Here is a 14,473-nt window from a genome sequence, read left to right on the forward strand (position 1 = left end):
CCCGATTTGCCCCGATTCTTCGGCTCCGTGTAGTTCAATTTGTAATATTTTTATGTGCTTGTGGGTTCTTTTGAATTAATTTTTACCTTGGTATACCTTAATCAAACCATCTAAAACGTTTAACCATGAGCCATAAACCAATTTGGAAATTTGCATTTGCTCTATTTGCCTCATTTACGATATGTTTTGAAACCATGGCGCAGCAGGTAAAATTGAATGTCGCCGTGGCAGGACTGAATCATGATCACATTTACCTGATTATGAATAGCTACCAGAAGGGAGAGGTGAACATCATCGGCATTGCAGAAAGTAATCCAGATTTAATACAGCGTTTTAAGCAGCGTTATCAACTGGCGGATAGCTTATTTTACCATGACCTGCCTGCTTTATTGCAAAAACGTAAACCCGATGCCGTGCTGGCTTATAATGCCATCAGCGATCATTTGGCGGTGGTGGCGGCGGCTGCGCCCCTAGGTATTTCTGTAATGGTTGAAAAGCCCCTGGCCACAACGGTTAAGGATGCGGAGAAAATGGTTCAGCTGGCGAAAAAGCACAACATCCATTTGCTTACCAATTATGAAACCACCTGGTATCCGAGTAATCAGGAAGCTTACCTGAATATAAAAGAACAAAATTTGATAGGTGAGGTGCGGAAGATGATCGTCCATGACGGGCACCAGGGACCAAAGGAAATTGGGGTGAGCAAAGAATTTTTGAGCTGGCTAACTGACCCGGATAAAAATGGGGCTGGTGCACTGACCGATTTTGGCTGTTATGGTGCTAATTTAATGACCTGGCTGATGGATGGCAGGGCACCAATTTCCGTGTCGGCCATTACACATCATATTAAACCTGCTATTTACCCGAAAGTGGATGACGATGCCACCATTTTGCTGGAGTACGCGGATGCGACCGGAATCATTGAAGCTTCGTGGAACTGGCCTTTTAGTATTAAGGATATGGAAGTATTTGGGAAAACCGGTTATCTACAGGCGGTTAATGAACAGCAGCTGCGTTTAAAAGAAAACGGCAATGCCGATTATAAGGTGTATAAAGCAAAAGCACTTGCACCGGCTTACGCCTCTAGTTTGGGCTACCTGGCTGCGGTATTGAGAAAAGAAATTATACCTGAAAATGATTTATCTTCTTTAACGAACAATTTAATTGTGGTTAAAATTTTAGAAGCGGCTAAAATTGCTGCAAAAACTGGTAAAAAGGTGATGATCAAGTAAGGTCTGATTTAATCATTTTGCCTGATGGTGGGTTGCTTGTAAAAGGTGTTTGCAATGGTAAAGCCATCTGCCAGGCCGGATAGCAGGGAGCAGATCGCATGAGGCATATTGCAGGGTGCGGTAATTTGAGCCTAAAAACTGATGATATTATTTTTATGTTCGAAGAGAAGCGGTGTATTGGTAAATTAAATGGGTAGAATTTGCCTTCCGGAAGCATACCTTTATCTTATTCTGAAACAATATTAAGGATGTGAGCATCGTTCCTTTCATCAATAAATACGGAAATACTGCTATCTGTGTATGTGCATTATCATCACTGGAGATCTATTTTTTTATCTTCTTAACCAATCCCTCTACAATTCTAGGATAATGCTGGTGTTCTAGTTGCTGGCCTTTAAATTTTACCATTTCTAAGCTATCACCCCGATCAATTTTATACTTTGCCTGGTAAATGTACTCCCCTTCATCATAATGTTCATCAACATAGTGGATGGTAATGCCTCCTTCAGTTTCTCCGGCAGCAATAACTGCATTGTGTACATAATCTCCGTACATGCCTTTGCCACCAAATTTTGGTAAAATAGCCGGGTGAATGTTTACTATTCTTCCTGGGTAAGCGGCAATTAAGTTTTTAGGAATTAGCCAAAGGAAACCAGCGAGTACAATAAAATCGATATCAAGGTTTTTCAGCAGGTCAATTACTTCGTCTGTTTTATAAAACTCATTTTTATCAAAGATATGGCTGGGGATTTCAAAATTATCTGCTCTTTGCAATACATAAGCGTCAGCATTGTTGGTGAGCACCAATGAAATTTCAATGTCGTTACTGCGTTTAAAATGCTCCATTAGCTTTTGGGCATTAGAGCCAGAACCGGATGCAAAGATGGCTATTCGTTTTTTCACTCAGAATGTGTTTTCCTCAAAAATAGTCTTTTTGTGTATGTTTTCTCTATTGTAGTTAAATTTTATTCTCTATGGTTAAAGTGTTGCTAATGAATAAATTTATCGTATTTTCGCAGTTCGGAATTGAGATCAGATTTTAGCGAATAAAAATTTAAAATTCTTTTGCGTTTTAAAAAGATAAACTCTATATTTGCAACCCGAATTAAAGGAAACGATTAAGAAAAATAAAGGCTAAATAGAAATGGCAAATCATAAATCTTCATTAAAGAGAATTAGAGCAAACGCAACAAAACGTTTACGTAACAGATATCAGGCAAAAACTACACGTACTTTTATTAAAAGGTTACGTGCTGCAGAGGATAAAAAATCTGCATCAGATTTATTGCCTAAAGTAATCTCTATGTTAGATCGTTTAGCAAAAAAGAACATTATTCACAAAAACAAAGCGGCTAACAATAAATCAAAATTAACGAAATTCGTTAACGGTTTAGCATAATCCACTTTTTTTACGATATTAGCATCAGGCATCCCAACCAAACGTTGGGATGCCTTTTTTTTGTCGAAAAAAATGGAAAATTACGATCAGAAACTAGGTATTAAGCTTTGGGCAGAGGAAGATCGCCCAAGGGAAAAACTATTGCATCATGGGCGCAGGCATTTAACTGATGCTGAATTAATTGCGATTCTGATTGGTTCAGGAAGCAGAAATGAAACGGCTGTTGATTTAAGTAAAAGGATTTTATCTTTCTATGAGAATAACTTAGCCAAAATAGGGCAAGCATCTATTCAGGATCTTTCCAGGTTTAAAGGAATTGGCGAAGCTAAAGCGATCACCATTATCGCTGCCTTAGAACTTGGCCTCCGCAGAAAGGAAATCCAGGAAGAGCAAATTGTGCAGGTTACCGCTTCAAGCGATGTGCACCGTTATTTGTACAACACTTTTGCGGACCTCAATCATGAAGAATTCTGGATACTGTTGCTTAATCGTTCTAACCATATTATTGGAAGGCATCTTATTAGTAAAGGGGGGCAGGCTGGAACAGTTGCTGATCCAAAAATTATTTTTAAAGTAGCGCTTGAACGTAATGCAGCCAATATTGTTTTGGCGCATAATCACCCTTCTGGAAATTTAAAGCCAAGTGAAAGTGATAACAAACTGACCAGAGATTTAGTGGCTTCAGGGATGATGCTGGGACTTTACGTTGTCGATCATCTCATATTTGCCAGGAGCAATTATTACAGTTATAAGGATGAAGATCTTATCTAGGTTTTTAGATGCTGATGTATAAAGGTTTTGATATAAGAATATAACAACTTTAATACTTAAAATTCATTTAACACTAAATGAGTAATATTGGCAAATTGAAAATAATCCATGAAAACTTTTAAAATCTTATTCTCTTTATTATTGCTCTCCACAATGGCCTTTGCACAGCAAAAGGGAGCGCCTATCAATATTATATCTTACAATATCAGATATAATAATCCGGATGATGGGGTAAATGCGTGGCCAAACCGTGAACAAAATGTGAAAGCTTTAGTGAAATTTCATGATGCTGATGTGCTTTGTGTGCAAGAGGCGCTGCCTGAACAGTTTGATGCCTTATTAAAAAATTCCAATTTTGATGTAGTGGGGGTAGGGCGTGAAGATGGTAAGCGTAAAGGTGAATTCTCTGCTGTATATTTCGATAAAGATCGGTTTGTGAAAAAGGATGGCGGAACTTTCTGGCTTTCAGAAACACCTGATGTTCCTTCAAAAGGTTGGGATGCTGCTCTTAATAGGGTGTGTAGTTGGGTAAGGTTATATGATCAATTAAATAAAAAGGAATTTTTAGTTTTTAATGCTCATTACGATCATATAGGTGTTCAAGCGAGAATTGAATCGGCTAAACTGATCAAGCAAAAAATACAGCAAATTGCACCAACTTTACCTGTGGTTTTTACTGGCGACTTAAATGTTACGCCAGAGACTGAAGCCATCAGTACCATTAAATCATTCCTGAGTGATGCGAAAGAAATCAGTCAGGAACCTGCTTATGGACCCAACGGGACTTTTAATGATTTTGATTTTAACAGTGACCTTAAAAATAAAATCGACTATATTTTTGTGAATAAAGGGTTTAAAGTACAGAAGTTTGCGGTTTTAAGTGATAGTAAAGATAAACGGTATTTTTCTGATCATTTACCTGTTTTTGCCCGGCTTTGGTTTTAGTGTTTATGATATCGAAATCGGACAGCCCGTTCCCCTTTCAGTTTGAGCTGTTTGGTAACCAATATCATTACCATTACATTTTTGAAACCCTGGCTTTTGTTATAGGTGTTCGGGTTTATTACTTTTTAAAGAAAGGTATTGCAGATCCTATTTCTGATGAGAATCGCTTGTGGATTATGCTTGGGGCTATGTTTGGTGCACTTATCGGCTCTCGTGTGGTTGCGGTTTTGGAAACTCCGGCGGTTTTGAATCATCTGAGTTTTTTGTTTATTTATCAAAGTAAAACCATTGTGGGTGGCTTATTGGGTGGCTTATTCGGCGTAGAGATCATTAAGAAGATTATTGGCGTAAACATTGCTTCAGGCGATATATATGTCGTTCCAATTTTAGTTGCTTTATTTATTGGTCGCATTGGTTGTTTCTCTATGGGTATTGATGAGCCCACTTATGGGGTTCCAACTGCTTTATTTACAGGAATGGATTTGGGTGATGGCATCATGAGGCATCCGATTATGCTTTATGAAATGCTTTATCTGATAGCGCTCTTATGCCTTTTCAGGGCTCTTAAAAATAAAAACCTGATTAACGGTGATCGCTTTAAATTGTTTATGGTGCTTTATTTTCTGTTTCGATTTTTAATTGAGTTTATAAAGCCTTATCAATCATTATTCTTAAATTTAAGCAGCATTCATTGGTCGGCAATATTAATTTTTGCGTATTATTATAAATTCATCATCAGGATTACAAAAACTATTTTCACTTAAAGGGATATGGCGAATACGCGAGATTACATTTATTACGATTATACAAAGAGTCTTTGTCCGGAATGCCTTCAGCTTTGCGATGCAAAAATCGTTTTTCAGGATGCGAAGGTTTTTATGTTGAAAAATTGCAGAACGCATGGCGATAGTAAAGTGATGATTGCTGATGATGTGGAGTATTATAAGCAAATCCGCAATTACAATAAGCAATCAGAAATGCCGCTGAAGTTTAATACTAAAGTACATTATGGTTGCCCGTATGATTGTGGCCTTTGTACCGATCATGAACAGCATTCTTGCCTGACCGTTATTGAAGTGACAGATCGCTGTAATTTAGCATGCCCTACCTGTTATGCGATGTCATCTCCCAATTATGGAAGGCATAGAACGTTAACTGAAATTGAACGTATGATGGATGTGGTGGTGGCTAATGAGGGTGAACCTGATGTGGTTCAACTTTCTGGCGGTGAGCCTACCGTCCATCCGGAGTTTTTTAAAATTCTGGATCTGGCTAAAACCAAACCGATCAAGCATTTGATGGTGAATACCAACGGCATCAGGATTGCAAAAGACATTAACTTTGTAGAGAAGCTGGCTTCTTATATGCCTGATTTCGAGATTTATCTTCAGTTCGATAGTTTTAGTCCGGAGGTATTAACTAAAATGAGGGGCGAGGATTTAACTGAAGTCAGAAAGAGAGCAATTGACCATTTGAATCAATTCAATGTGTCGACTACATTAGTTGTGACTTTACAAAATGGTTTAAACGATCATGAAATTGGTGATATCCTGGATTATGCTTTGAAGCAACGTTGTGTTCGTGGCGTAACTTTTCAGCCTACACAGGTTGCCGGCCGGAATGACGATTACAATGATCAACAGGGAAGAATTACCTTAACTGAGGTGAGGCGCAAAATTTATGAGCAATACCCAACGTTTACTCCGCAGGATTTAATTCCGGTGCCTTGTAATCCCGATGCGCTTTGTATGGCTTATGCTTTAAAAATAGGTGATGAGGTGGTTCCGATGACGCATTTGATCAATCCGGAAGATTTATTGAACAATTCTAAAAATACCATTGTTTTTGAGCATGATGAGAAATTGAAAGAACATATGCTTAATTTATTTAGCACGGGTGTTTCTGTAGATTGTGCTGAAGATACTTTTGGTGAACTGATGTGTTGTTTACCTCGGGTGAAATCAGATAATTTGAGTTATGATAATCTGTTTCGCATCATTATTATGAACTTTATGGATCCTCTTGATTTTGATGTTCGGGCGGTGAAGAAATCCTGTGTTCATATTGTGAGTGATAAATATAAAATAGTGCCTTTTGAAACGATGAATATTTTTTATCGTGACCATAAGATTGATGCCATCAGGGAAAAATTAAATATGAATTAATATGATTGTCGTTTTGTTTTTTCTTTATGGACTGGCCATCGTAGGTTTGTTCATTGCTGGGATCATCACCATTATTGTGAAATCATCAAATAATCAGCCGGTAAAACTTGGTGTTCAAATGCTTATTGCTTCAGTTGTCTTAGTTGTAATTGGTGGGGGCGCCTGTGCGGTAATATTAGCTAACTCTTAAAATGGGAATTATTCTAATTTATTGGTTTGGTGTTGCCGTGCTGTTTGTAGTTGGTGTTATTCTGGTGATCGTTAAGTCAGTAAAGAATGAACCACTAAAACCTGGCTTAATGTTGATTTTGGTCTCCGTGATTATGCTGGTTATTGGAGCTGGCGCCTGCGCGGTTATTTTATCTAATTTAAATATTAGGAACTAGGGTAGTGAAATCTAATAAATATTAACGGTTTTTAGTCTTGTTTTTTCTCCCGCAGATTTAGATGATTTCCGCAGATTTTCTTTGCATTAAGAGAAAACAACATTTGCTTTATGATATGATCACATGGTTTCAGCGTAAATCTTTTTTAATCTGCGGGAAAAACTGAAGGGAATGGTATTTAACGTTGATAGTTTTAGTCTTGTTTTTTCTCCTGCAGATTTAGATGATTACCGCAGATTTTCTTTGCATCAACATAAAAAACAACATTTGCTTTATGATATGATCATATAGTTTCAGCGTAAATCTTTTTTAATCTGCGGGGGAAACTGAAGGGAATGGTATTTAACGTTGATGGTTTTAGTCTTATTTTTTCTCCCGCAGATTTGGATAATTACTTCAGATTTTCTTTGCATTAGGATAAAACAACGCTTGCTTTATGATATGATCACATGGTTTCAGCGTAAATCTTTTTTAATCTGCGGGAAAAACTGAAGGGAATGGTATTTAACGTTGATAGTTTTAGTCTTGTTTTTTCTCCCGCAGATTTAGATAATTACCGCAGATTTTCTTTGCATTAGGATAAAACAACGCTTGCTTTATGATATGATCACATGGTTTCAGCGTAAATCTTTTTTAATCTGCGGGGGAAACTGAAGGGAATGGTATTTAACGTTAATGGTTTTAGTCTTATTTTTTCTCCCGCAGATTTGGATAATTACTTCAGATTTTCTTTGCATCAACATAAAAAATCATAATTGACCAGCTTAGTATTATTGCTCGAAGATTTCTTGTTTAGTTTTCTGCTTTAAGCTTTTAATAATATCTTTGCGTTTTATGAAATTAACGTATCAAGAGTTGTCTTGATTCCTGATACTTACTTCTTGATACTCTAAAAATGAAAATATCATATAACTGGTTAAAACAATTCGTTCAAATAGATCAGACACCACAAGAGCTTTCTTTAATCCTGACCGATATTGGCCTGGAGGTAGAAAGTGTAGATAAAGTTCAGCCTGTTGTGGGTGGCTTAGAGGGTTTGGTTATTGGTGAGGTTTTAACTTGTGTACAACATCCTAATGCCGATCGTTTACGTGTAACCACAGTAAGTGTTGGTGGAAAAGAAAATCTTCAGATAGTTTGTGGAGCACCAAATGTGAGCGCTGGACAAAAAGTAGTTGTGGCGACTGTTGGCACAACCGTGTATCCTTTGGAGGGCGAACCTTTTAAGATTAAAGAATCAAAAATCCGGGGTGAAGTTTCGCAGGGAATGATCTGTGCTGAAGATGAGATTGGTTTAGGCAAATCACACGATGGTATTATGATTCTGGCGGAAGATACTGAGATCGGAATTCGTGCGAAAGATCACTTCAAGATGGATGATGATTTTGTTTTCGAGATTGGTTTAACACCGAACCGTGCTGATGCAGCTTCTCATTTAGGTGTAGCCAGAGATTTGGCTGCTTATTTTAGAAGTGAATATGAAATGCCTGATCTTTCTACCTTCAAAACCGATAACGAAAATTTAGTTATTCCGGTAGAAGTAGAAGATTTGGATGCTTGTCCGCGTTATAGTAGTGTAACCATATCTGGTGTTACCGTTACAGATTCTCCTGATTGGTTAAAAGATAAACTGAAAGTAATTGGCCTTCGTCCGATTAATAACGTGGTTGATATTACCAATTATGTTTTACATGGTTTAGGTCAGCCTTTACATGCTTTCGATGCAGATAAAATTGCTGGTGGTAAGGTGATCGTAAAGAAAGTAACCGAGGGAACCGAATTTATAACACTTGATGATGTAGCCAGGAAGTTAAGTGCAGATGATTTGATGATTTGCAACGCTGAAGCGCCTATGTGTATTGCCGGTGTGTTTGGTGGGAAAACTTCTGGCGTTGATGCCAACACTAAAAATATCTTCTTAGAAAGTGCCTATTTCAACTCGGTTTCTGTACGTAAAACAGCAAAGCGACATGGTTTAAAAACCGATGCTTCTTTCCGTTTTGAGCGTGGAACTGATCCTGAAATTACGGTTACTGCTTTGAAATATGCGGCCATTTTAATTAAAGAACTAGCGGGGGGCGAAATATCTTCATCAGTTTCTGATATTTATCCAAATCACATTCGTCCGTTTGAATTTGAAGTAAGCTATACCAATATCAATAAATTAATTGGCGCAAATATTCCTTCAGCAGAGATTAAGCATATTATTACGGCTTTAGGCATTACAGCTACAAGTACTTCTGATGATACTTTGGCTTTGAGAGTTCCTTCATTTAAGGTGGACGTTACCCGCGAATGTGACATTACCGAAGAGGTATTGCGTATTTATGGGTATAACAATATTGAAATTCCATCAAAGGTAAATGCATCACTCTCATACAGTGTTAAGCCTGAAAAAGAAAATACGCAAAATGTAATTGCAGATTTGTTAACCGCTAACGGTTATGCGGAAATTATGTGTAATTCATTGACTAAATCAGCCTATTCTAAAAACCTGGATGAAGCCGTATTTATTTTGAATCCTTTAAGCAGCGATTTAAACGTGATGCGTCAGCATATGTTGATGCCGGCTTTGGAAAGTGTAGCCTACAATCAGAACAGGAAAAGTGGCGATGTTAAGTTTTATGAATTTGGTAAAACGTATCATTTAATTAATGAGAAGTACGTGGAGCGCCCGAGGTTATTTGTGTTAATTTCTGGTGCAAAACAAGGTGAGCAATGGAATCAAAATGCTAAATCGGTTTCGTTTTACAATTTGAAAGCCGCTGTAGATGCGATTATATCACGTTTAGGGATTTCGAGCTATCAAACCGATACTTTAAATGATGAGCACTTTGCCTATGGAATTAAATATTTCCGTGGAGATAAAGTGATTGTGAGTTTTGGTGCGGTAAATAAAGCAGATCGTAAGGTGGCAGATGTTCATGCAGAAGTTTTTTATGCTGATTTTGACTGGTCTGCAATTTTAGATATTGTAAGGAAAAATAAAATTGTGAATAAAGAGCTTTCGAAATATCCGCAGGTGCGCAGAGATTTATCATTGTTGATTGATCAGTCAGTAACATTTGATACGTTAAAAGGAATTGCTTTTAAAACAGATAAAAAGCTGATTAAGGAAGTGGGTGTTTTTGATGTGTATGTTGGCGATAGATTGCCGGAAGGTAAGAAGTCATATGCTTTAAATTTTACCTTACAGGATGAAGAGCAAACCTTAACGGATAAGCAAATAGAAAGTACTATGCATAAGCTCATTGCGAATTTAACGCAGCAAGCGGGTGCAGAAATTAGGAAATAAAATATAAATTCGTATTTTTAGAAATAAATTCATGGCTTCTGTTGCAGATCAATTAGATAAGGTATTACAAAAAACGGCTCGTTTAATTGAGTTATGTCATGCTTTGCAGGAGGAAAATGATTTATTAAAGCTTGAAAATCAATCGTTAAAAGTTGCCGTTGATACTTCGAAAGCACAGCGTACAGATCTTGAAGAAAAATTAAGGGTAACTAAACTGGCTAAAAGTATAGAAGGTACAAGTGAGAAATCACTTGACATTAAACAAAAAATTAACGATTTTGTGCGGGAGATTGATAAAAGTATCGCATTGCTTAAAAAATAAATGATGCGTAGAAATCAGAAACTAAGCTAACAAATGGGAGAAATCTCGATTAAAATAACCATTTCCGACCGTATCTACCCACTAAAGGTAAATACAGAAGAGGAAGAAATTGTGAGACGGGCAGCTAAAATGATCAATGAGCGCATAAAGGATTATCAAGATAATTATGCGGTTAGGGATAAGCAGGATCTTCTTTCTATGGCTGTGCTGCATTATGCAACGGCTGTACTAAGAACGGAAAATAAAGTACAAAGCCAGGATACTGCTGTTGCTGATAAAGTTGAAGAATTGGATGTTTTACTCAGTGATTTTTTCAAAAAATAAGGGATCGTTCTTTGGCGATTTGTCGCTCTGAACTCGTTTCAGTGCCTTTTTAATAAGATCCTGAAATAAATCCGATAGCTATCGGATCAGGATGATGAGTCTCTATAATTAGCATAAAGACATAGCCGCGGCTAGTTTTTGAGTTTCAAAATTTATAAAACTTAACACTTCAATATCTATGGGGTTAAGAGGGCGTATTTCATCTGCTTTAAGCACCTGAAAATGGCTTAAATCCCAATTATGCTTAGTTGAGGTTTAAAATAATGAGACTTTAAAAATTAGTTGCGGTTTTTTTTTACTTAAAAAACAAAATGGAGATAACGGAAATTCTAGGATACATATTTGCCTTAATAGCAGGCTTAGGTATCGGTATAGCGGTAGGACGGTTCCTACTACGCAACTTGCTTAGAGGGCAGGAAGTTGCTGCTCAAAACAAGGTTAAAAAGATTTTAAAAGATGCAGAGAATAATGCAGAAATCTTAAAAAAGAATAAACTTTTAGAAGCAAAAGAGAAATTTTTGCAGTTAAAAGCGGAGCATGAGCAAGAAGTAAACGCTAAAAATAATACTATAAACCAACGCGAAAACACGATGAAGCAGAAAGAACAATCTGTTAATCAGCGTATGGAAAACTTCAATAAAAAAGAGCAGGAATTAGATAAGCAGAAAGCAAATCTTGAAAAACAGACTGAATTAGCAGTTAAAAAACAAGAGGAAGTTGAAGTTTTAAAAAATCAACATTTAACGCAGTTGGAAACCATTGCGGGTCTATCTGCCGAAGAAGCAAAAAATCAATTAGTAGATAATTTAAAGGAAGTGGCACGTACACAAGCCATGATCCAGATTAAGGATATTGTTGATGAAGCGAAATTAACAGCCAGTAAAGAGGCTAAAAAGGTAGTGATTCAAACCATTCAACGTACGGCTACTGAAGCGGCGATTGAAAATTCAGTTTCAATTTTCCATATAGAAAGTGATGAAATTAAAGGTCGTGTAATTGGTAGAGAGGGTAGAAATATCCGTGCTTTAGAGGCAGCTACTGGTATCGAGATCATTGTTGATGATACACCGGAAGCGATTATTTTATCTGGTTTTGACCCGGTAAGAAGAGAAATTGCTCGTTTGGCTTTACACCGTTTGGTTACAGATGGTCGTATTCACCCTGCCCGTATTGAAGAGATTGTGGCTAAAACCAAAAAGCAGATTGAAGATGAGATTGTAGAGATTGGTGAGCGTACTGTAATTGATTTGGGTATTCATGGTTTACACCCTGAATTGATCCGTATGGTTGGACGTATGCGTTACCGTTCTTCTTATGGTCAGAACCTGTTACATCACTCACGTGAGGTGGCTAATTTCTGTGCTACGATGGCGGCAGAATTAGGTTTAAATGCAAAGATGGCTAAACGTGCTGGTTTGTTACATGATATCGGTAAGGTACCTGATGATAATCCTGAATTGCCTCACGCTATTTTAGGAATGCAACTGGCTGAAAAATATAAGGAGCATCCTGAAATTTGTAATGCCATTGGTGCCCACCACGATGAAATCGAAATGACTTCCATGATTTCACCAATTATTCAGGCTTGTGATGCCATTTCTGGTGCCCGTCCTGGTGCGCGTAGAGAGGTAGTGGAAAGCTACATTAAACGTTTAAAAGATTTAGAAGAACTGGCGTTATCTTATCCGGGTGTAGAGAAAACTTTTGCTATTCAGGCTGGTAGAGAACTGCGTGTAATTGTAGAGAGTGAAAGAATTACTGATGCACAAGCTGAATTATTGGCTGCAGATATTTCGACCCGTATTCAAACGGAAATGACTTATCCAGGTCAGATTAAAGTTACCGTAATTCGTGAAACACGTTCGGTGGCGTTTGCGAAATAGTTAGTTTAATATTAACAGACCATATAGGTTTTTTAAACCTATATGGTCTATAATAATATAAATGATGTAAAGCGATGGTTTATTCCATCGCTTTTTTTGTTTCTTTATAATTGTAGCGTTATGTTGATAAATTGCGTTGGCTATAAAAAACATTGATATGAAAAAAATATTTAGCCTCTCCATTTTCGTGATGTTGCTAATCAACCTGGGTTGTAAGAAAGATAAAGATAAGGAGATCGAAATTAATGCGGATCATTTAACCACTTGTCCGAACAACACAACCTGTACTTACTTATATGAGGATGAGGCGGATTTTGGCAACCCTTTCTTTTTAAATCTTCAAAAGGGAAGTTATAAAATTTTTAAGTACAGTGCCTTATTGGGTAATGGTTATTATGCAAAACATGTTTATATCAGGGTACCATCCAACGTGACAAAGTTTGAATTAAATAATGAACAGGTTGTAGCGGGTGAAGTAAAATTTGCAAATCCATGCGCAAGTTGTGATGTAATAGGTTTAAAAATAGTTGGAGGTGATTTTAAAGGAATAAAAACTTCGGGTTCTAAAACTTCCAATTGGTTGTTGGATGGGGAAGTTTATCTAAGTACAATAGCAGCATCTTCATATAGAGATACCATTCGGATTAAACAATATTTTGCAATAGATCCTGCTGGCATCTAATTTTAGCCTACTGGTTGGTATCTTACCTCAGTTGTTCGGAAGATTATAATTATCAATTGAAAACTGATACTGGATGGTTAACCACCCCCTGCCCCTCCTAAATTAGGAGGGGAGTTCCCCTCATAGCTATATGATGTAAACTACTATTAATCTTCCGAACACTCAGGGTGTCTCACTAAAAAGCTTAAGTTTTATCTCGTCAACCTATTAATACGATTCGATATATAAGCTTGAATTTTTCAGTTGGTTAGACACCGTATTTATTCGGAAGATTATGATTTGTCAATCGAAAACTGCTACTGAATGGTTAACCACCCCCAGCCCCTCCTAAATTAGGAGGGGAGTTCCCCTCATAGCTGTATAATATAGACTACTATTAATCTTCTGAACTATTAAGTTGAGACACCGAACTGATAGATGGAATTTTTGCTATGATTAGATCGGCTATTAAACTCCGAAGATGAGCCCACCACTTGGATATTTTTTTTAATTTTACCTGATGAGCAAGCCAACCATAAACATAGAATCTAAACGTCCTGTTGATGTCCTTTTTGATCAGTATGCAGAGAGCCATCAAAATCCAACCAATAAACTGTTGCACTGGATTTGTGTTCCTTTAATTGTGTTTAGTTTGCTTGGTTTGGTTTGGCAAATTCCTTTTCCTCATATTGGGTTTCTAGGTAGTTATAATGGATTTTTCAATTGGGCTTCATTTCTGTTGGCCTTCAGTTTATATTATTACTTTACGCTTTCACCGGTGTTGTTCTTTATGATGATCTGGGTAATTGGTTTAATGAGCTATATTATTGTAAAGATAGAACAGGCAGTAGGTTTAGGAAGTGGAACTTCATATGCTATTTACGCTACCATTTTTATTGCAGCATGGGTTGGTCAGTTTATTGGGCATAAAATTGAAGGCAAGAAACCATCTTTTTTAGATGATGTTAAGTTTTTGTTAATAGGTCCGATCTGGTTATTGCACTTTGTATGTAAGAAAACGGGGGTTCGTTATTGATAATTATAAAAATTGTTAACTTTATCTTAACCTTAAGGTAAAGGAATGTTAATT

General features: G+C 37.0%; 15 protein-coding genes. 14 read left to right on the plus strand and 1 reads right to left on the minus strand.

Annotated elements, in window-relative coordinates:
- The first annotated feature begins 125 nt into the window (after positions 1–125).
- Positions 126–1,232 (plus strand): Gfo/Idh/MocA family protein, encoded by a 1,107-nt coding sequence (locus EV200_RS01830; RefSeq protein WP_132529116.1) that lies wholly within the window; start codon positions 126–128, stop codon positions 1,230–1,232.
- Between the two features lie 324 nt (positions 1,233–1,556).
- On the opposite strand, the gene purN is transcribed toward EV200_RS01830, so the two are convergent.
- Complete coding sequence (gene purN / locus EV200_RS01835; RefSeq protein WP_132529117.1) at positions 1,557–2,135, minus strand: phosphoribosylglycinamide formyltransferase; 579 nt, start codon at positions 2,133–2,135, stop codon at positions 1,557–1,559.
- 241 nt (positions 2,136–2,376) lie between these two features.
- On the opposite strand from purN, the gene rpsT reads away from it, so the two are divergent.
- From rpsT to EV200_RS01900, 13 genes are all read left to right on the plus strand, one after another.
- A complete protein-coding gene (gene rpsT / locus EV200_RS01840; RefSeq protein ID WP_010603296.1) occupies positions 2,377–2,631 on the plus strand; it encodes a 30S ribosomal protein S20 in 255 nt (84 codons plus the stop codon).
- Between the two features lie 72 nt (positions 2,632–2,703).
- A complete protein-coding gene (radC, locus tag EV200_RS01845) occupies positions 2,704–3,402 on the plus strand; it encodes a RadC family protein (RefSeq protein ID WP_132529118.1) in 699 nt (232 codons plus the stop codon).
- A gap of 108 nt (positions 3,403–3,510) precedes the next feature.
- On the plus strand, positions 3,511–4,347 hold the full coding sequence (locus EV200_RS01850; protein WP_132529119.1) for an endonuclease/exonuclease/phosphatase family protein: 837 nt from the start codon (positions 3,511–3,513) through the stop codon (positions 4,345–4,347).
- 5 nt (positions 4,348–4,352) lie between these two features.
- Positions 4,353–5,111: a prolipoprotein diacylglyceryl transferase gene (locus EV200_RS01855; protein ID WP_132529120.1), complete on the plus strand. Its 759-nt coding sequence runs from the start codon at positions 4,353–4,355 to the stop codon at positions 5,109–5,111.
- A gap of 6 nt (positions 5,112–5,117) precedes the next feature.
- Positions 5,118–6,512 (plus strand): radical SAM protein, encoded by a 1,395-nt coding sequence (locus EV200_RS01860; protein WP_132529121.1) that lies wholly within the window; start codon positions 5,118–5,120, stop codon positions 6,510–6,512.
- A gap of 1 nt (position 6,513) precedes the next feature.
- Positions 6,514–6,702 carry a hypothetical protein gene (locus tag EV200_RS01865; protein WP_132529122.1) on the plus strand — a complete coding sequence of 63 codons (189 nt, stop codon included), beginning with the start codon at positions 6,514–6,516 and terminating at the stop codon, positions 6,700–6,702.
- Between the two features lies 1 nt (position 6,703).
- Positions 6,704–6,898 (plus strand): hypothetical protein, encoded by a 195-nt coding sequence (locus EV200_RS01870; RefSeq protein WP_132529123.1) that lies wholly within the window; start codon positions 6,704–6,706, stop codon positions 6,896–6,898.
- A gap of 895 nt (positions 6,899–7,793) precedes the next feature.
- Positions 7,794–10,193, plus strand: a complete 2,400-nt coding sequence (pheT, locus tag EV200_RS01875) for a phenylalanine--tRNA ligase subunit beta (RefSeq protein WP_132529124.1) — start codon at positions 7,794–7,796, stop codon at positions 10,191–10,193.
- 31 nt (positions 10,194–10,224) lie between these two features.
- Positions 10,225–10,515, plus strand: coding sequence for a hypothetical protein (locus EV200_RS01880; protein WP_029283205.1), 291 nt, complete (start codon positions 10,225–10,227; stop codon positions 10,513–10,515).
- A gap of 33 nt (positions 10,516–10,548) precedes the next feature.
- Positions 10,549–10,839: a cell division protein ZapA gene (locus tag EV200_RS01885; protein WP_132529125.1), complete on the plus strand. Its 291-nt coding sequence runs from the start codon at positions 10,549–10,551 to the stop codon at positions 10,837–10,839.
- Positions 10,840–11,150: 311 nt separating this feature from the next.
- Complete coding sequence (gene rny / locus EV200_RS01890) at positions 11,151–12,722, plus strand: ribonuclease Y (protein ID WP_132529126.1); 1,572 nt, start codon at positions 11,151–11,153, stop codon at positions 12,720–12,722.
- 157 nt (positions 12,723–12,879) lie between these two features.
- Complete coding sequence (locus EV200_RS01895; protein ID WP_132529127.1) at positions 12,880–13,404, plus strand: hypothetical protein; 525 nt, start codon at positions 12,880–12,882, stop codon at positions 13,402–13,404.
- A 499-nt stretch (positions 13,405–13,903) separates the two neighbouring features.
- Positions 13,904–14,419 carry an Mpo1 family 2-hydroxy fatty acid dioxygenase gene (locus tag EV200_RS01900; protein WP_132529128.1) on the plus strand — a complete coding sequence of 172 codons (516 nt, stop codon included), beginning with the start codon at positions 13,904–13,906 and terminating at the stop codon, positions 14,417–14,419.
- The last annotated feature ends 54 nt before the right edge of the window (positions 14,420–14,473 follow it).

The organism is Pedobacter psychrotolerans (assembly GCF_004340665.1).
GTDB classification, from domain to species: Bacteria; Bacteroidota; Bacteroidia; order Sphingobacteriales; family Sphingobacteriaceae; genus Pedobacter; species Pedobacter psychrotolerans.